We start from the raw sequence: 22973 nt of genomic DNA on the forward strand, positions 1-22973 counted from the left end.
ATGTCATTACCAGAAAATTACAATCCCTTGGATCTCAATCCCCAAAGTTATAACCCCTTGATTCCTAACGGCACCACAGACCATTTAGGATTAAATCATCCCAAGGAAATCCTCTTTATTGCTCCTAACATTGACAACTATCAGAGTTTGATAGATGGGATTAATCCCAATATCGAAGTAATTAAATTAGACTTAACCCAAGATGGAGTCTTTCAAATCAGCGAAGTCTTGCAAAGATATCAAGGAATAGAGTCTGTTTATATTGCCACTCACGGTAGTCAAGGTGACTTAGAACTGGGTTCTACCAACTTAAACTTCAACACATTAGACAGTTACGAAAGTAACTTAACTAGCTGGGGTCAACACCTCACCCAGAATGCAGATATTATCCTTTATGGGTGTGACTTTGCTGCTACTGAAGAAGGTGTCAGCCTAGTCCAAAGGTTGAGTGCAATTACTGGTGCTGATGTAGCTGCATCCGACGATTTAACAGGTGGTACAAATAAAGGTGGAGACTGGGATTTAGAGGTACAAACAGGACTAATTGAAGCAGGGCTGGCTTTCAAAGATAGCGCGATCGCTGGCTATGATTCCGTATTTGCTTCCCTTTCTGGCAATATCAGTGGAAAACAACAATATGGAAATGTAGTTGCACTAGGTCCTGTAGAAAATAGAGATAATGTCACCTTTGGTGGTAACGTTACTCTGACCGGAGATGTTACCTTGGACGTAGTTGGTAACTTCACCTTAGATGGAGGCTGGAAAATTTCTGGAGATGGGGTAGGCGATCGCGACAGCCTAACTATTAATGCCACAGACACAGTGACAATTAACGGTGATATCGGTGGTGGCGGCTTTAAGAATATTACCATTCAAGCCCCCAAAATTAAAATTTTAGATAATGTCGTCATTTCTACCCGCTTAGGCAATGGAACTACTAGCGCTAGTTGGTTAACAGATGCCTCCACAGGTGATTCAGGTAGCATTAACCTAAATGCCATAGTTGATTTAAGTGATCATCCTGATTTCTTCTTTGCTGCTGCTATCAAAGATGCACTGACACCAGATCCCCAAATTGAAGTCAAAACTGGATCAAAACTCCTAGCTCACGTTCTAGGCAGCGATACTACTAATAAAGCAGGTGACATAACCCTCAAGGGAGAAGCTTTAGTATTAAGAGCCGGTCTTTCGATCTGGGATTACTCCGATAAGAAAGTTGATATAAACCTACAAGGATCAACAATCAAGGGAGCTAAGGTTACAATAACTGCTAACGCTGAAGATAAAAACCCTTATTCAGAAGTCCCCGAAGGAGTGCAAAAAGCAATAATTGCACCTTTTGTGCAATCTACTTTGTATGAATTACAAAATTTATTAATTCCTGTATCCGTACAAGTGCGTGGTTCGGATACGCAAATCACCATTAATAACACCTTCATATCTGCCAGTGGCAAAGTTGATATTGCCTCTACATCGGTTGTAGATAGTAGTGTCCAAGCAATTAGTACAGTCAGTAGCGTTAAAGGTACGAGTAATGACTTTGCAGTTGCCTATGGTAGAGCTACAGGTACAGCCGAAACCTTTATTCAAGGTAGCACCACCATTGAAGGCGGCTCTGATGTCAGTGTCGGATCAAAAGTAACAACAACCGCATTAGTAGGTGCTAGAGTATTTGCTAATACTTTAGGTTCGTTTGTCCCTGCCAATGCTAACGAATCTGGGGCTTCATTCGCCTTTGCCAATACCGCTACCACATCTAAGGCAATTATGGACAATGGCTCCAGTATTATTGCCAAAGGGAACGTCAGTTTGAAGGCAGAGGGATCAGTCAAAAGTGATGCCAAAGCTACCACAGCAATCTACATTAGTGGCGACGCGGGTATTGGGATTGCCGCTAATTGGGACGACACGAATATTGAGGCCCAAGCCAATGGTTCAATTACCTCCGGTTCTGCCTTTGTCGGTAAGATCATTGATCTATCAAATGTCAACAACAACACCATTACAATTCCCAATCATCAATTTAAAACAGGGGATGAGTTTATTTATAGTAATGGGGGCGGTACAAGTATTGGTGGTCTGAGTGATGGAGAAACCTATACAGTCGTTAAAATAGACGACAATACCATCAAGTTAGTAAAAGAAACAGCTATAGATTTAGATAACACCGGACTTAACCCTGGAGTTAAACAAAGCCTAACTCCCCAAGGTGGATTATTCTTCGATGCCGCTACAGCGCTGAATGTTAATACAGAAGAAATCACACTAACTAATCATGGCTTAACAACCGGTCAGGCAGTAACTTATTTCAGTGATGATAATGGTAATGATCTTGATGGATTAACCACTCAAGGTGAATACTATGTAATTGCAGTAGATCAAAACAAGATTAAATTGGCATCAACCATTGATAGAGCAGTCACAGGAATAGCAGATATTGATCTAATTGATAGTGACAAAACTGCTGGTTCATCGCAACTGCTGAATTACCTGAAACTAGACCAGGTAGTGAAAACCATAGATGCTTCTAGTAACAGTATAGTTAATTTGAGCGATAGCAAAATTGCGATCGCTAATCATGGTTTAGTAACAGGGCAAGTAATTAACTATGATCCCGCATTAGGAACTGCCATTGGTGGACTTTCCAAAAGAGGTTATTTTGCCATTGTTCTGGATACAAACACAATTAAATTGGCATCCACCTACGACGATTCTGTTGATGGCACTGCTGTTACTCTGACTGGCTTAGGTTCGGCTTCCCAAACATTCACTTTTACCAAGACTCCCCATCAATTCGACCCTACCAATAGCACTGTTGTAAGTAAAGACAACGACACCATCAAAATCACCAATCATGGTTTTACTACTGGTGATGCGGTTTACTATGAAGTCGATCCCCAGTTCTCAACCACCCAAACAATGACAATGAACTTGTCATTTGATCCAGCAACTGACGTGGATCTGACAAGCAACACCATTACATTCAGTAGTCTGCACCACCTAACAACAGGCGATGCAGTTACCTATCAAACAGGCTACTTGGGTGAAACTTCCACAGCGATCGGCAACCTGGCTAAAGGCACAGTTTATTATGCAATAGTCATTGACGATACTCACATAAAACTTGCTACTTCCAAGTCCAGCGCAGAAAGCTACACTGCCACCAACGACACCTCCATAGATATACAAGCCGGAGGAACTGGCTCGCTTCATAATTTTAAAACCACCAGAAATGTCACAGTCAAGGATACACCGCTACGTGGTTTAGAGAATCAAACCTATTATCATGTTGTTGTTATTGATCAGGATACAATTCAATTAGCTGAATCCTTGCCAGAAGCCATTAATGCTGCGGGAATTGATCTAGATGCCACCGTTGCCAGTGCGGGTACAGAACATACCCTGAAAAATCCCCGACAAGGCAGCAGTGGTATTTCTGTAACAGCCTCTTTAAAAGCAACTGATAAATCATCCTCTAAAGGAGCTACTGGTTCTAACCCCACAATTAATGACCTGCTTGCCAATCCTGCCTCCCTACTCCCAGCAGCCACAGCAATTTTTAAGCCTGCCGAGACAAAGGATCTGTTAAAAAAAGATATGGATGGTAAGGAAAGTTCCTCTGTTGGATTTGGTTTTGCCTTAAACTTGTTTGAACATGATGTATTTGCCACAGTCGGTCCATCAGCAGTTTTAAAATCCACTGGAAATGTTACTGTTAAGTCCTCCATAGAACAAAAACTGCAAACCTTCGTGGACGCTGCTACTGGTAAAGACGGAGATGGGATTGCTGTAGCATTTTCCTTTGGGCTGGGACTCTATACCAATACTGTTAGGTCCAGAATTTATGATGGAGCGATCGTTGATGCCAGCAATCAACTTTCAGTTACATCTGACCTCATTTATCCCTTTTTGTTGGATTTCAAGAAAGACTATTCCTTTAAGGATGACCCAAAGACTCCAGCAATAAATGAAGCAGAACAAGGCATAGGAAATGTGATTTTACTAACCAAGGATATTCTCTTTGATGGTAAACTAGGTTTCCCTAGTCGGATTTTTAATACCTTCGTCACTACAAAAAATAAAGGTAAGAAAGATCCGAAAAAAGGAGGAGAAATATCAGGAGGCACAATAGGTTTTGCCTTATCTGGATCATACCTGGATTACAACAATACATCTGAAGCGATTATTGGTTATAGAGATCCCAACGATTCAACTATTACTGGAACTCAAATTAATCAGGACAATAACTATAGCTCTGACCGAAACTTTGATGCCGCTAGTTCTAGCGTAGTTAGTCTCAACGATGGCACGATTAAAATTGCTAACCACGGTTTAACAAAAGGGCAATTAATTAACTATTCCTTTGTTGGCGGAAATGCTATTGGTGGACTTAGTAATCGTGCCTATTTTGTGATTGTTGTTGATGCCAACACTATTAAATTGGCAGATACCTACGCTCAATCCATTAGTGGTACGGCAATTCAATTTACAGCATTAGGTTCTGGAGTCCAAAAAGTTAGCTTAACTAATTCCTGGTCAAAGAAAACAGTAACAATAGTTGACACATCTAGTTTGAGTGGTGATGACAAAACCAAAGCTGATGATGAGAATAAACTAAAAATTAATACCAGCGATAACCTAATTAAAATTAGCGGTCATGGCTTAAAAACAGGAGACATGATCAACTATTCCGTTGGTACAGGTGGAACTGCGATCGGTGGACTCACGGCTAATAGGGGATATTTTGTCATTGCTGCTGATGCGAACTACATTCAATTGGCAAATAGCTATCAGGATGCCTTGGGTGGTAATGCTGTTGACTTAACTGGAGTTGGTATTGGCTCTCAAGTCTTTACAATCATTAATACACAATCTGTACTAGTAAAAGCTAATACAGAAATGACGATGGTTAATGTTGTTGGTATTATCCACATTGCTGTAAATGTTGATTCCCTTATTAAAGTTTCTCAAAAAGGAGATCCCACTGAAGCATTTAATATCTTTGGTAATCGAGCAAAAAATGGTCTTGGTGCTTCGGTATTAGTTCAAACAGTAGATAACAATACGATCGCTAAAATCAATGATGGCGTTGTCATCACCACAAGCCCACTGGGTGATACTGGCATTGACCCCCTGAAGAAAACAGCATTAGCAGTCATCGCCAAAGAAAATGTATTCTTCTTTGACCTAGTGCAGGGGGGTGGTGATGCCGAAAGCTATGGATTTACTGGTAGTGGTATTGGCGTAGGGCAAACCAGTACAACCATCGCCCAAATTGAAAGCGGCGTAAAAGCTGATGGTGGAGGAGTTGCAGTCAAAGCAGAAAGTGATAACACTCATGTGACAGTAGTTGGTGCTGCTCAACAAACGGACAGTGTAGGTGTTGGTATTAGTGTAGGAGTTAATGATGTAACTCGATATACTAAAGCCATTGTTGGCAAAGAACAGCAAGATAATGACCAAACACCAGGTAACAAGGGAACTTATATTATTAGCACTGGTGACATTGATGTATCAGCAAAAAATACGGGAGATTTTGTCGTAGTAGCTTTAGCTGCTGCCATCAATGCTGATCCACCTAAACCCAAACCAACCCCAGGAACCCAATATGATTGGACTGTGGCGGGTAATGTGGCAATCAATATCATAGATGACACTACTCTAGCGTATATTAATGATATTGGCACAGTTAGAGCCTATAACGGCAATATCAAACTTAATGCCAACGATGATAGTTTTGTTGGGACATTTTCTGGTGGAGCGGCAATTAATACCTCTAAACTGAAAACTCAAAAATCTACAAATATTGGGTTATTTGGCTCTTATAGTTTGAATGAGTTTGACAGTACCACCCAAGCATTCATCCTTGGGGCAACGGTAGCAGGTACAGACGTTACCCTAGAAGCTGATCAGGATAATACTGTTATTTCTCTCTCCATAGGCTTGGCGGGTTCAAGCACAACAGCCGCCACTGGTTCAGACACATCGGTAAATGTGCCGGGTTCCTTCTCCCAAAATATTATTAAGAACAAGAAGACAGAAGCGTTCTTAAAAGATGCGATCATTGATGCCACAGGAGACTTAAAACTACTGGCTGATGATACTTCCCAGATTTATGCCATTGGAGGTGTGATTGGATATAGCCTTTCCTTGGCTGGAGCAGGGGAACAAACTACTGCCGTAACTGCTGGATTCTCAGTAGCTACAAACGAGGTAACAAATACGATCCGAGCTTACAGTCTCAACTCGGTGATCAATAATTCTGTAGCTACCACATCAGGCAATATTGAACTAAAAGCAACAGCATCAAACACAAGAATAATTGCTATCAGTTTAGCTGGTGCTGGTTCTAATGCCAATAATCCTGCTAACAGTAGCTTTAGTGTCGCTGGTGCTGGAGCAGGTTCTAAGAATACCATCACTAGCACCATTGCAGCATTTATTAGTGAAGGTTTGGTTAAGACTAAAACCAGTGGTAAAACCTTAAACCTGACAGCCAAGGATAATTCAGAAATTTATGCTGAATCTGGTGGTGTGGGTGTGGCTTTGGCTCAAGGAGGAAAGGGATCAGGTTCTATTTCCGTAGGTGCATCAGCATCAGTTAATAAAATTACTGACTCCTCTATCAAAACTTATATAGATAATGCCACCATTATCTCGGCAGGTACTATCACCCTTACCGCAGATTCCACTGCAACTATCCAAGCGGCGAGTATAGGTGGTTCAGTTTCCAGCACTCAAACTACCAGTGGATTAAGTGGTGCTTTTGCTGGGGCTGGGGCCGGGTCTGGAAATACAATTAGTACCACCATTACAGCGATTATTGACAATTCTGCTAATGTCACCAGTGTAGGCACAGTGACCCTCTATGCAAAAGATGAGTCGAAAATCACTGCTGACGCTGGTGGTGTGGCTATTGGGATAGCTGCTGGAAAGGAATTTACTGGGGCAATCACAGTTGGAGCATCCCAGGCAACCAATACAATTGACAATAATGTTAAAGCCACAATTGACAAGGCAAAAGTTAATGCCACAGGCGGTAATATTAGCCTGAAAGCTGAATCAAAGTCCACTATTGTGGCACGAAGTATGGCGGGAACTGTATCGGGAAGCCAGAGCAGCGGTACAACGGGATTGAGCTTGTCTGGGGCTGGAACTGGTTCTGATAACGATATCACTAATGTAATTGAAGCAGCCATTCGGAATGGCGCTGATGTTAATGCCAGTGGAGAAATTAAACTGGAAGCTATTGATACTCCGACCATTACTGCTGATGCAGGGGGAGTGGCAATTGCTGTAGTCTTGAATTCTAAAACTGGTATAGCAGGTACTATTGGTGCCTCGATCGCTACCAATGATATAGATAACACCATAGCCGCTGTCATTGAAGGAGTGAATACAAAAGTTGACTCTTCTGCGGGCGGAGTCACCTTGTCTACTACTTCTACCGCTAAGATCGATACGTTGGCATTGTCAGGTAGCATTTCTGCGGCTAAAGGTGGTAGTGAAACCGGAGTTAGTCTAGCCGGATCTGGTGCTTCTACTAATAACGAAATCAACAATACCATTGAGGCCGCAATTAGAAATCAGGCTGTTGTTACAGGTAGCGGCAAAATTGCCCTGACAGCAACAGATAACTCTACGATTATTTCTGATGCAGGTGGAGGATCTCTGGCATTTTCCGGTGGGAGTGGTAATAATTCAGGAGCGATCGCCATTGGTGTCGCCCAAGCACTCAACACCATTGACAACAAGGTTTCTGCCTACATTGACAACGCCAAAGCCTCATCTAGTAGTAATGATATAGATATTACGGCTGATGCCAATGCTACTATTACTGCCAAGAGTGTAGCCATATCAATCGCGATCGCTGTGGGGAAAGAGCTTTCCGCCGGACTTAGTGGTGGAGGCGCAGACGCAATCAATATCATTCTCAGTGATACCAACGCCTACATTAAAAACAGTGACATTATCCAAGTTAAGGATCTCACCCTCCTAGCCGAGAATACATCCACAATTACTGCCGCTGTAGTTGTTATTGCTGCTGCAGGTTCAAGCGGTGGACCAGGAGGAGCAGCATCCATCGGGGGAGCAGTAGCTAAAAACTACATTGGTTACGACAAAGATGGGAATAAAGCCGCCACAGACATTAGAGCCTACATTGAAGGTTCAAGTATCAAAGCTAGTGGTAATCTCACCCAAACAGCCACCACAACCAATCAAACTATTACCGCCGATGTGGGAGCAGGTTCATTAGCCGTATCAGTCAAAGGTAGCGGTCCAGTTAATATTGCAGCCAGCGGTGCTGGTGTATTAGCAGACAATAAAATCGCCCAAATAGTCAGTGCATTTATCGAAGGTGATGGAACTGGAGCAGACGGAATTTCTGCCAATGCGATCGCCCTCACAGCCAAAGATACCTCCACCATCACAGCCAGAGCCGGAGCAGTATCAGTAGCAGCAACATTCCTGGGGACAAGCGAGGTGGCAATAGCTGCCTCCATCGGTGTCAGCTTGGCCCGGAACGATGTTGGCAACGAAGTCAAAGCATATATCCAAAATGCCGACACCAAAGTCGAAGCGAAAACAGGCAATCTGAAGTTAGAAGCCTTTGATAAAGCCACCATTAATACTGATGCCGTGGCTGTATCTATAGCTGTAGCCGTTTCCGAGAAATGGTCTGCCGCCTTGAGCGGAGTCGGTGCTGAATCCACCAACAAAATTCATAACACCATCGAGGCATACCTAAAAAATAATCCCGTGGTGACAGTGGCAGGAGCAATCACTATCACCGCCACAGACGATTCAGAAATCACCTCCGATGCTGGTGGCGGCTCCTTGGCGGTGGCAGCCGGTGGGAATAATAGCATTGGTCTTTCCATTGGTGTGGTACTGGCAGACAACACTATTGATAATAAAGTTTCTGCCTATATTGACAACACTAGCCTCACCGCCAACACCACAGATATCTTGATCAAAGCCGAATCCGATGCGAAAATTACCGCCAGAAGTGTTGCCGTCTCCATCGCCGTAGCTGTGGGTAAAGAATTTAGTTTGGGACTCAGTGGTGGGGGAGCAGATGCAGAGAATATCATCCTCACTGACACCAACGCCTACATTAAAAACAGTACCATTACTCAGGCAAAGGATGTCACAATCACCGCCGATAACACCTCCACCATTACCGCCGCCGTGGTTGCCATATCCGGTGCAGTGTCTGGTGGTGGCCCTGGTGGTTCAGCTTCCATTGGTGCAGCCGTAGCTAGAAACTACATTGGTTACGAGAAAAACGGCAATAAATCAGCCACAGATATTAGAGCCTTCATCGAAAATTCCAGTATTACAGCCAGTGGCAATCTCAGCCAAACAGCCACCTCTGATCAAACCATTACCGCCGATGTGGGTGCAGGCTCGGTAGCCATAGCCGCCTTTAGCCAGGGATTCAATGTGGGTGTGAGTGGTGCTGGTGTGTTAGCTGACAATCAAATCGCTGAAGTGGTCAGTGCCTTTATTGATGGCGACGGAGCCACGGGAATTTCTGCCAATTCTGTCACCCTCAAGGCTGACGACACCTCAGACATCACAGCTAGAGTTGGTGCTGCATCTGTGGCAGCCGCATTCCTGGGTAATGCCGCGATCGCCGCCGCCATTGGTGTCAGTTTAGCTCGTAACGACATTGGCAATGAAGTCACGGCTTACATCAAAAATGCCAACAATAAGGTAGAAGCCACAAATGGGCAACTGAAAATAGAGGCGATTGAAGATGCAACTATTGATACCGATTCCGTTGCTGTTGCCATCGCGATCGCAGTGTCCGAGAAGGGGGCATTGGCCTTAAGTGGTGCGGGAGCAGAAGCCACTAATAATATTGAAAACACAGTTCAAGCTTATGTTGATGGCAGTACGATCATTGCCAATAATGGATTAACCACCATTAAGGCTAAGGACACATCAGACATCACCGCCGATGCGGGTGGCGGAAGCTTTGGCCTATCTGTGGGGGGAGCTACATCCGTCTCCATTTCTATAGGTGTCTCCTTAGCCAGAAACACCATTGACAACGACATCAAAGCTTACATCAACAATTCCACCGCTTCTTCCACAGCTAACAGCATCTCCATCATTGCCGAATCCGATGCCACCATCGAGGCTATTTCCGTGGCCGTTGCTATATCGGTAGCAGTGGGCAGCAACACAGGTATAGCCCTTGGTGGTGGGGGAGCAGAAGCCACCAACGTCATCCTCACCGATACCAACGCCTATATCAAAGGCAGCACCATCAGTGATGTTGATAATGTCACTTTAACAGCCGACTCCGACAACGACATTGATGCCGCCGTGGTGGCGATCGCAGGCAGTGGTGCAGGCAACGCAGGTGGAGGAGCGGTAGCCGCCGCCATAGGTGGGTCTTTAGCCAAAAACTACATTGGCTATAAATCTAATGGTGACAAATCCGCAGCCCAAGTCAGAGCCTATATTGAAAATTCCAGCATCACAGCCACAGGTGCATTGAGCCAAACCGCCACAGCCGAAGATACAATCACCGCCGATGTGGGAGCAGGAGCATTAGGTGTAGGGGCTACGGGAGACTTCGCCGTTAGCCTAGTGGGTGCGGGTGCGGTAGCTGAAAATAAAATCGCTGCCGAGGTGAAGGCATATATAGACAGGGATGGGGTATCAGGTATTTCCGCCAACAGCATCGCCCTCAAAGCTGATGACACCACAGACATTACAGCCAGAGTGGGCGCAGCTTCTGTGGGTATATCCTTTGCTGGTAATCTCTCTGTGGCAGCCTCCATTGGGTTAAGCATTGCTCGCAACGACATTGATAACGATGTTCATGCCTACATCCAAAATGCCGACAATAAAGTAGAGGCAAAGAATGGTTCTTTAATATTAGAGGCAATTGAAGACTCGACCATCACCTCCAATGCCGTAGCCGTATCCGTCAGTGTTGCCATATCTCCCAACATCTTCTCAGGAGCGTTGGCTCTGACTGGAGTTGGGGCAGAATCCACCAATATTATTAACAACAGTGTTAAAGCTTACGTTGATAGCAGCACCATAGAAACCAAAGGTGGAAATGCCAACGATATCAAACTAGATGCCCAAAGTACATCACATATCTCTGCATTGGCCGGGGCTGTGGGCGTGGCTGGTTCTGGCGCATTAATAGCAGCATCAGGAGCCATTGGCGTTTCCCTGGCTAGAAACCTAATTGGTTACGACTCCATCACTGATGACTCTGGTTACGGTAACGAAACCCTGGCATATATCAAAGATTCTACCGCCACCTCCACAGGGGATATCAAAGTTTATGCCAATAGTAAAGACACCATTGAGACAGTATCCTTCGCCGGTTCAGTGGCGATCGCTGTGGGTATTGGTTTATCTCTAGCCGGGGCTGGGGCAGAATCCACCAGCAAAATGGCCAGCAATATCCACTCCTACCTAGAAAATACTAAGGCTACTGCCGGAGTTGACATAAAAATCAAGGCCATATCCGATAGCCAAGTGACCAAAGCCCATGCAGTTGGTGCAGCGATCGCAGGTGTTTTGGGAGGAGGTGCAGTATCCGTAGCTGTATCTCAAGTAGTCAACGAAATTACCAATAGTGTCCAGGCTTACATTAAGAGCAATACTGCCAAAACTATCCAAGCTACCACCGGCAATGTTCTCATTTCTGCTGATATTGAACGCGCCTACATTAGCAACGTCACCGCGGTAACAGCATCAGTAGCAGTTGATGTCAGTGCTGGTGGATTTGCCTTCGCCGGTGGAGGTGTGGGTTTGTATAACACCATCAATAACGATATTGATGCCTATATTACAGGACCAGTGACAGTCACCAGTGGCACAAATTTGGATGTCCTAGCCGCTGAGAACGCATACCTCTCCAGTGATGCCACAATAGTCAGCATAGCGGCATCTATCATCAGTGCTGCCCTGGGTGGAGCCATAGTTAAGAACGAGATTAATAGCAGTATCCAAGCCTGGATTGATAGTGATTCCGTCGCGGACAACTGGACAAGTGGAACTCCCATCACCACAACTATTAACTCAGTCAATACCACAGTTTACGTAGAATCCATTGCCGACATAGATAAGACCCTCACCGCCGGGGTTTCTGGTGGTACTGTAGGCGGTGTGGTTAATATTGCTACTGGCAATATTGCCATCCTCCTCAAAGCCTTTGTCGAAGGCACAAAACTTACATCCACTGGTGATATTGACATCAGATCAGCCGCTAACACCAGAAGCAGAACCTCCTCCAACGGTGGCACTATCGGATTAGGGGCTTTAGGCGCGATGGAGTCCAATGTTACCTTAGGTAAGGGCAATGATTTTGATGAAGTGCAAGCAACCATCGGGGATGGTACACAAGTAACTGCCAATGCCCTGACAATTGCAGCCGTTAGTACCGATGATTTATTAGCAGAAAGTATAGCTGCCTCTGGTGGTGCTGTTGCGGTAGCGGGCGCTCAATCCAACGTGACTACCGACTTCGCCACCCTAGCCAAAATTGGTAATAACACAGCGATCGTCGTAGATAACCTATACATTACATCCAGCCATGATCAAGATGTAGATTCCTCCGCTGACAGTTTTACCCTAGCAGCATTAGCTGGGACTGGAGCAGGAACAAAGAATCTAATTACCAGTAAGGCTAATGTAAATATAGGAACTAGCACTAGTATTACTGCTGATAATGTGATCATCAATGCCATTAACAGAGTATCTAAAGACGAAACCGCCGGGAAACCAAGCCTCATCGCTGCTTCTGCATCTGGCGCGAACGTTACTGTCCTTACAAGTGGTACAGACATTGGGACATCGGATAATCCCTTCCAGGCAGTAGTTAACATTGGTAGCGGCACTAACATTACCGTTAACGGCACAAATGCCAAGAAAGGAGTCCTGAAAATTGAAACCCTGAATCAAGCAACTGCCGTTGACAATGTCCGCATTGAAACCGTTGGTGGTTACAGTCTGGCGGTAGGTTTATCGAGAATTGATGCTGAAACCAATGCCGCCATCAATCTTAACGGCGCAACCTTAGAAAATAAATCTGGGGATGTTTACCTGACTACCCGGACTGATACGGGACTAAGACCAAGTGCGAACCTCCTCTCCGTCACTGCATTTGGCGGAGTTGCCGCCGGCGATGCGAAGACAACTACCAACGCCAAAAACCAAATCACAGTAGATAATGCCACCGTCAAAGGTAGTGACATTTATCTATTTACTGGACGAGATAGTTTTGCCGTTCCCAACTTGCTAGATAGTTCCGCCAATGCTGAAATTACGACCGTTTCCTTCGGTCCTGGTTTAAGTATTCCCGTCTTGAAAGCCGAGATCAACGAAACCAATAAAATTGACATTAAAGGCGCATCAAAAATCAGAGCATTAGGGGATGTCAGTTTAGTTGCGAAAGAAGGATTAGGCGGGAATAAACGGGCTGCAACTGATGGTTTAGTATTGAATCTTTCTGCCCTTCCCTACGGATTTAATGTTCCAGATGGTAGTTCCGTCAGCAGCAGCAATCAAATTGAGGTTGGTCGTAGTGTCAGCATTGAAGCCGGAATTAATAACAAAACAGTAGTACAAATTAAACCCATCAGTGTCGGTGGTACTCAACAGTTAGACCCAGCAAAATTAGGGCATGAACTAATTGCTAGTGAAAAAACCGCCCTGGGACTTGATCAAGAGACCAACTATGAATATGCCGAATTGGATTTAGCTAAAATTAGCTTTAGCATTTCCACTGGTACAGTCGTACAAGCCATAGCTAATGCCTATGAAAGTGGTACAGCCGGGCATTACTACAAATACAAACCTCTAACCAAAGATGGCGCTGACTCAATTATTTTAGAAACCCAGAACTATACCAATACTTTGATTTGGGAAGACCTTGGCACTAGTCCGAACTTGGAAGACTTGACTGTTTATACCAGTGATGTTACCAATAACTTAAAAAGCACCCTCGAAAACAAATTCTACGTTGTTAAACCAGTAGAATTAGACGACATCACAATGTCTTATGCGGGTTTAGGTAGTCTCTTACTAGAACAAAGAGAGAAAATCCAAGGTTGGATTAACAGTCACTCCGGTAATTCCGAGGCAGTAGCTCGTTATCAAGTACAATTGGATGCCATCAATCAAGCGATCGCTGATTCTGGACTAATTGATCCAGAATCAGCGACAGTTCAAAAAGAAATAGACCTATTATTCATCAATCTGCCCAATATTTATGCCGCGCCAGGTTCCATCTTTATTGAAGCAGACAGAACTAGTTCCACTGCCTTCACACCTCTAATTAGCAACAATCAACTAATAGCCAGAGGCGGCGCAGAAATTAAAATTACCAACCAGTCGCCATTCACCCTCAACGTCAACGATGCAGTCATTCGTGACAACAAACGAGTCAGAATAGTTGATGGTCAATACACAGTTCTCCAGCCCGGTAACGTTTATCTCAACAACGCTCTCATCTCCAACGCAGTTAACAACACTGGCGCTAAGAACATCTCCATCGTTCAAGATGCCTATCCCAACAGTCAATATGACACAGGCAGTCTTGTTATCCCCTCTGTTGACCAAGATATCTACATCCTTGGTGATGTAATCAACGAATCCGGCAACCTGTTAATTGACAACAAAGAAGGTAGTATCAACGTTTCCGGGGAAATTAGAGCCGAAAACGTCACCATCAATGCCGCCAGCAACTTTAACTTGAATACGGATGATTGGTTCCACAGCAATCAAGACCCCCGTCAATATCTCGACTATGACCGACTACGTCAAACAGTCTATAACCCAAATGGTATTGCCGATAGTGAAACCTACAACAGTGCTACTAACGTCAATGGTCAAAACCTAGAAACCTCCATTAACCGTAATCAATCCCGCATTCTCTCTCAAGGACCAGTTACAATCACCGCTCGTTATCTAAACGTCAACGGACTCATTCAAAGTGGTGTTAGTACCATTGAACTTGATATTGCTGCCACCTTTAATCCTGGTAAGAAAACCAGAAATTTTGTGGATGATAATGGCAATGTCTTAGCAGGAATTAGTTTCGGCACAGAAAATGTCCCTGTAGATGGTTACTTTGACGTTAATCAACAGGCAATCATCCTGAATGACATCGTTCCCAAGGGTGGAGAAATTACCCTGGCTGGTCAAATCTTCAGTACAGGAAATGGTCAATTGAAAGTTGCCAACGGTTATACCAACGTTGATATTAACAACCAGAGCATTTATCAACTGATCCTCAACCGCATTGACACCACCACCAACCGTCAAGGTAAAATTACCATCATTGACACAGAAACCCTCAAGAAGGTTCAGTACACAGTTGATGCTAATAATATTAAGACCACAAAATTTGACGGAGTATACGATAGTGTCAACAAAACTGTTACCTACACAGCAACCGGAACTCCAGTAACAAATAGCTTCACTGATGACATCAAGTACCAAACCCCACTAGGTCGCCAGTATGTGTGGACAGAGGGACAGGAGAAAACCCAGGTTGAAGTCAGAAAATATGAGAAAAAGAGCTTTAACCTCTTTGGTTTTGATTGGGATGCTTTAGTTGCAGATGATAGTTATACCTGGAAAACCGTAGAGTTCCGTGATGAAAAGCCACTGCTAGAATCGGAGTCATTAGTATTTAATGCTACAACTATTCTACCCGCCTACACTATCGAGTATCAACAGGTAAACGACAGTAGCGTAGACTTGATCAAAAACGTTTCCGAGGTCAGAAATGTTGCCAATAACAAGGTTTATCGTTATATCGGCGATAATGATGACTTAGTTCTATCTACCCAAGATTTCACTGACACCGATAAATGGACAGAGATTGGCACTAACTTATCAAGCATTACAGATAGAGTTAATAACAAGTTTGATAGCAACTACGTCAATTCTTCTACCAAGGTTGAAAATTGGACTACAGGTGGTGGTTGGCTGAGAAAGAAAACTTTACACACGCGAACAACTACTATTACTGGACTCAAAGACTTCTATACCAACGCCTTAAAAGCTGATTATCCAATTGATATAGATTTCATCCAAGGGCCTAATAAAAATGCTGCTCAAATATCTATCACCAGCAACAGAGTCCTTTATCTCCAAGGTGACATCGAATCTCCTAATAGCAAGGTGTCATTAATAGGTAGTTCCATTAATAGTAATAGTTCCAGTGTTGTTTATGCCAACACCATAGATAACGCCGATGTGCAAAACGGACTTCAAGCCTTGAAATTCAAGGCTCAGTCTGGTGGTATTGACTTAAAAATACAAGGTGGTCTACAACCGGTCAATGCTACAGCAGTAGGTGATATCAATTTAACAATTGTTTCTCTTGATAACATTAATAGCAACCTGGTGGCTGGTAATATTGCCTCCAGTAATGGTACTGTCACATTAAACGCACCTCAAGGCATCACCGCAGGAAATTCCAGTTCATTAATCAGTGGTAAAGAAATTAAACTTGAGACTTCTGCTGGAGCATTAGGAAGTACAACAGATTGGTTACGAGTAGACAGCGGTACACGTGGTATAGGGGCTGAATCTCAAGGTGATATTTATATTCGTGAAATAGCAGGAGACTTGAACCTCAATGCAATTGTGACTCCGGCAGATATTTACTTAGAATCTGTCCAAGGTTCGATTTTTGATCATCTTGTGGAAGGAAGTTCCATCAGTTCATCAGAAGTTAGTGAGAGAGCGCAAGAACTATTTGATGCAGAGTCCTTAAAATATCCCTTGTCCGCAGGTTTATATAGCTTCCTCTATCCCAATGCCAACTTACTAAGGACTACACCAACTGCTGGTAACACAGAAGGTTCTAACATTATTGGTCGCAACGTCACCCTCAAAGCCCAAGGACAGTTAGGACAAGTCGGTAACATGGTTGCCATTGACCTATCTGGTGGCTTTAACAACCTAGCAACTGATAAAAAGAAAACCCTCTCCAGTGCCTCTGTAAGTGATGTAGTGGGCGTAAGTTATGCCACCTACAAATATTTAGGTAGCGATGACACAGATGTTGATCTGACTCAGGCAAATTTCAGCAACACTTCCTTGTGGGAGAAATTGCAAGCGAATTTTGTTAGCGGAACCAATAAATCCATCAAGCAAGAAGTTTCCTTAGCAACATATCAAACTGTTCTAGTGCAGTACAACGCTGTTGAATATGGACTTTATAAATATTTAGGTCAAAATCAGACCCTTGATTTAGGGAAGCAAATCTATGGTGATACAACCCTTTGGCAAAAACTAACAGCAAATCATGGATCAGACGGAGTAGGGAACGTCAACCTAATTCAAGGAGAATTAGTACAAGACAAGTCTGTGGTAGAATCCCTAACCCTGCAATTAACTGATGATATTGACATAGAAATTACCAACATCACCACTATTGATGCCGGTGATGCCGTTGCAGTACAGGCTGCTGGAACTTTAAATATCAATCACGTTAATGCTCGTGGAGATGTGCGCCTCCAGGCGGGTGGTAGCATCATTGATAATTACGCCGGAGGAAGTACGGCAGCTATTACCACTACTGGTGATTTATTAGTGGTGTCTCAAGGTACTATTGCTGGAACAACGACTAACACTTCGTTCCGCATTGATTTGTCCGGTGCTAATAGCCAATTAAGTGCAGAATCATTAACTAGCACTTACATTCGTCAAGTTGCCAACACATCCTTATTTATTGATAAGATTAACGCTGGCAGTTACGTGACAGTTGAAGCTCCTGGTGGCGATATATTCGTCAATAGTATTCTCACTAATGGTTCTGTAGATTTACAGGCTCAAGGTTCAATCTTTGATATTAATGAGAATCTCCTGAATATTCGTGGTTCGGCAATTGATCTACAATCAACAACAGGTTCTATTGGCGAATACACCAACTACCTTGATGTTGATCTATTGTTAGATGGTGCTATTAATATCACGGCTCAACAAGGTGATATTTACGTTAACTCCCTAGATCATGACTTGAAAGTTGGTGTAATTGAAACTCAATTTGATGTCGGTTTACGGGCATTAACCTCGATTGTAGACACGGGAGATACGACGGCTGATGTTATTGGTAGAAACATCACATTAGAAACAGTGGGTAGTATTGGTACTAACTCTGATGTTTTAGAAATTAACACTAACTCTCTAACTGATGGGAAATTAACTGTTGTCAGTGGAGGTAACGTCTATGTTCAAGAGGTAACGAATGACCTGTTTGTTAATCAAGTAAGTGCAGTTGGTCATGCAGGTATCGAAGTCATCTCCGGTGATATGCGAGTGGGGTCAATCACTTCAGATACCCTAGATTTAACAGCAAATAATGGTCTGTTTATCCAGGGAGCAATTACCACCGCCAATCAAATCAACATGGTGGCTGGAACTTCTCGGTTAGATAAATATGATGATTATTTGAAAATAGGATTACCCAGTGACCTCTACCTGAAACCACTACAACCAGATGCGTTCTCCCTATTCCTGACTGGAACTATTACCAATAATGCAGACAATGCGGTGGTTAATTTGGAATTTCCCGATGATGTAATTCTCCGAGGTAATATCAACGTCAACGGTCAAAACTCTGACCTGAAAATTCGTTCTGAAGGTTGGGTGTACATTGAAAGCTTCTTAACCGTTGAAGATAAAATTGACATTTTAGGCGGTTATCTAGCAAATGGAACAAGCACCAACACTCCAAATAGTCAAGGTTCTAGCGTTTATGTTCATACTACATCGAGAGTTAATACCAAAAAAGCTGGTAGTGCCATTAACCTCCAAGGTGCGAAAGATGTTGATATCTTAGGCACAGTTGTCGCGGGGGGTAGTATTGGTGCAACCGGTGTAACTTGGGCAGGAAATGACGCAACCATCACCGTTAAAGCAGGTCAACAAATCTTCTTAGATACAGGATTACTAGCTTCCAAATCTGTTAGCTTAAATGGCGGTACAGCGGGCGCAGACGATAACGGACTTGGCTTAATTATCACCGCAGCAGGCGGTGTCACCGCCATGGGTCTAACTTCCGATAATAGTGGCGCATTAATTTCCATGAACAACACCGGCAACATGGAAATGATGGGAACCTTGGCATCAGGCGGTAAGTTAGTCCAAACTTTTGATGCCAACGGTAATATGTTATCTCAAACCATTGACTGGTCAGGTAACTACGGCAAAGTTGAGATCACATCTCTTGGACAGGCATTTATTGGTGGTCATACCATTAACCAACAAGGTCAAGCAATTGAAACAGGTGGTTACATCTACGCCAATAACAACATCACGATTAACGGTGGTGGTAACAGTTCCGGTACAGGTGCTTATGTTCAAGCAGCCAGTGAATTAGTTACTCATGCAGCAGATAGTTCCATTATTATTAACGCAGCCCAAGATGTTGACATTCAAGGCTTAGTCTTACCAGGTGGTGAAGTCCAAGATGTCCGCGACACCACCGGCAAATATATGGGACGTTACGCCCATAATTTCGGCGGTCATTCTACCATAAGCGTTCATGCAGATAACCAAATTCGCATCGGTCAAAGCCTGAAAGCCGGAAAACAAATAGACCTTGTGGGCGGTATTGACCCCGTAGAACCCAACCCAGCAGACGGTTCTACCAATTATTCTGGTAGAGGAATGGTTCTCTATGGTTCAACCCAAATTTCCACTTGGCGCGAAAACAGTCAAATTAACCTGAGTGCGAAGGGAGAAGTTGATATACTCGCCCCTGCTTACACCAACGAAATTGAAGCGGCTGCTTTCTATGAATTAGCCACAGGCGTAATTAGTCAAGATGTCACCTTGAAATTACGTTTAGATAAAGTTGGTTACTTCATTGAAGCCACTGTCACCTTACCCAAATCTGCGACAAATAATAATACTCAAGTAGGAAATTTAGTCGAAGACTTAAATACTGCTATTAAGAATGCGACTTGGACAGTTGTTAGTAGTCAAGATACTACCGCTCATGCTATTGGTAGTACCTACACTGGTTTTGATAATAATGATTTACAGGTAAAACTCCGTGAAAGTCGTTTATTATTAACCAGTTCCTATGCAACCACATTAGTTAAAACTGGTTCAACTAATGCTGATAAACTAGGTTTCACCAATCTGACTACCGATTTAACTTCAACCCTACCTTATACAGTCAAAGCCGACCAAGTAGGTTCAGTTGTGACTATTGGTTCGCCAACCGGACTAAACGGTAAATTGTATATTGCTGGTAAAGTATTGGGTTATGAAACTATTAATTTGAATAGTGGAAATTCGCCCGATGGTGTGGATATTGACTTAGACTATACAGGTTTATTAGAAACTCGTAATAGTTCAATTACCTTAAATGTTGGTACTTATGGAGTTGTTAAAGGTAATGTTATCGCCGGTGGTACAGGTTCTGATATTACTATTAACGCTACGAACACTCTTGATTTAAAAGGTAGTCTCACGGCTACTGATCAAATTAACATCAATGCAGGTACAACTATTACTACTGGACAAACCAGTGTTCATACTTTTGGTACAAGTAAAATTAATGGTAAATCAGTTAATATCACTGGTTTAAATGACGTGATTATTGACAGCACTATCGGCGAAGGTAGTGTGGGTATGACTGGTATTAATATTACCGCAACTTCTGGAGATCTAACCTTAGCCCGCACTTCTGGACGCATCATTACTGATACAAATTTGGTAATGACTGGTAAAAATATTGACCTTAAAGGCGTATTACGAAATACCAAAGCCGATAATAATGCTAATACCAATGAAGTCTTAATTACTGCAACTAATAATATTTTGTTGATGACAGATATTATTAGTCAAGGAACAGTGAAAATGACCGCAGCTAACCAAATTCAGGGTTATAACGGTCAAATATTAGTCCAGGGAACAGGAGAAGTCCTGAATATTAACCAAACCAATGCTAACGGTAGTATTTCCTTTGGTCGGACCATCTTAACTAACGGTAAATATCAACAACAAGGCTTTGATTTAGCCAGTATTGGTAATCTCTCCATTAACGGTACAGGGACAGTTGATCTTAACTCTGGTGTGCGTCTTTTCAGTGGTACAGACAACAGTAATATTAACGTCACTGGTAATATTATCAACGTGGGCGGTTCACTCCTCGCCGGGGCGAAACTGGTTAACAACACCGTCACCTGGACAGGAAAAACCGCCAATATCAATCTCACTGCCGCAGATATAGTCACATTTGGTGGTTCAGGTGCAGACAACACCACAGGTTTAGTTGTCACCAGAGGAGGGACAGCGATCGCCACAGGTAACATCAACATTAATATTACTGGTGGTAGCAGCACCTTAGACTTCACCATGAACAGTCTAAGTTCAATTAAGAGTGATGCTACAGCCAGGTTTGCGGAAACTGGAACTCTGATTTTTGCAGATAGCACCGACAGCAAAATCAATATCACTGCCGGTAAACAAGTAGAAATTGATGGTTTAATTCAGGCTTATGATGACGGTGCAGACATCACTATTGATAGTGCAGGAATGTTATTAATTAACGGCTACCTGAAAGCAGATGATGTTCTTACCGTTGATGGTGGTGTTGGTGCTTCCGGTTACGGTTTAATGCTAACTCCCTTAATTTATCAAGACCCTCAAGGACGTTTTGTGAATAGTTCTGGGTTCTATATCAATACTAACGGTGATTATGTCAGTGCGACAGGAACTGTACTAGCTGTAGGTGCTACACCCGTTGCCAGTGCCGAACTCCCCGCTAACCTCACCCGTGTTGGTGGCGGTACATTAGAAACAGCCACAAGCGGTATCATCAATATTTCGGCTGAATCTGGCATTGTTTTAAGTGGTCAAATTGCACCACTTAACGATACTAGCGTCAATCCAGATAAGGTATTTATTACCAGTGAGAATAATGCGGGTGATGTCTTTATTGACAATGCTGTGGGCGCTAAGAGTCAGATAGTCATTAAAGGTAATAATCTCTACCTACTGGACTACCAAGAAACCAACCCACTGAATGCAGTCCGTCCCAATAATGCCTTAATTCAAACCTACAGTGGCGGAACAACCACAACTGATCCGAGTATCCAAATTAACGCATTAGGTCAGGCGATTATTGCTAAGAGTAAAGCCCCCTTATCCCGTGCTTTAGTTGACTCCCATCAGAATTTGGAAGTTATTGCTAATTCTTTAGTAGTACAAGGTTTCTTAGATGCCAGCACCAATATTAGTTTAAATGTCGTCACCGATTTAACTGTTAACGGTTTAGTGACAGCCGCCCAAAACCTCGATATTCGGGCTGGTATTAACGCCAGTTGGACACCCAGCACCATTCGCGGCACAATTACCCGTTCTCAACTCAGTGGTGGTAATGTCTTAGTTAATGGTTCAGGTACATTACAAGCTCAGAATACTGCTACCATTCTCGCCGGGGGAACAGTCACCATTGATGCAGACTCAGCTTTAGGCGCAGGTACAAAACCAGTACCTATCCCCTTCATCACTCAACGCGCCGTTACTGTACCTGTTGTCACTGGCACAAAACAAGTTGCTGATGGCACAATTCAGGTAGAAGTTGTTAACTGGATACCCAGCACTTTCACAGAACAAGTCGGTACAGATAGCGTCAGAGTTGGTAATGAATTCTTCACGATGGATACCACTCTGAGTCAAGATAGTTACTGGAATCCTACTACCAATACAGAAAAAGAATGGTTTGTAGCTGGAGTTGACTATGACGCTTCCAAAGGGAATTTTAACGAATTAACTGATGATGCAAAAAATGCCCTTTTAACCTCACTGGGTTACTATAAACTCTATGATTTTGGTTTTAGTAACGCCAAACGTGAAACTACAAGAAACGGTAATCCTACTTCTGCTCAAATTTATTGGAATCTCACCGAAACCAATGAATCTTATGCAATGGAAACTGCTAACGGACAAAGTTACCGGAA

Annotated in this window: 1 protein-coding gene (cut by a window edge); it reads left to right on the forward strand. The window is 43.3% G+C overall.

Annotated elements, in window-relative coordinates; all coding sequences use genetic code 11:
• On the forward strand, nt 1-22973 hold part of the coding region annotated (locus tag AN486_RS13740; protein WP_290601097.1) for a DUF4347 domain-containing protein (this coding region is incomplete at its 3' end). 6000 nt of the annotated region lie beyond the right edge of the window; 22973 of 28973 annotated nt are visible.

The sequence above is a fragment of the Anabaena sp. AL93 genome (assembly GCF_001672085.1).
In the GTDB taxonomy this organism is placed as follows: domain Bacteria; phylum Cyanobacteriota; class Cyanobacteriia; order Cyanobacteriales; family Nostocaceae; genus Dolichospermum; species Dolichospermum heterosporum.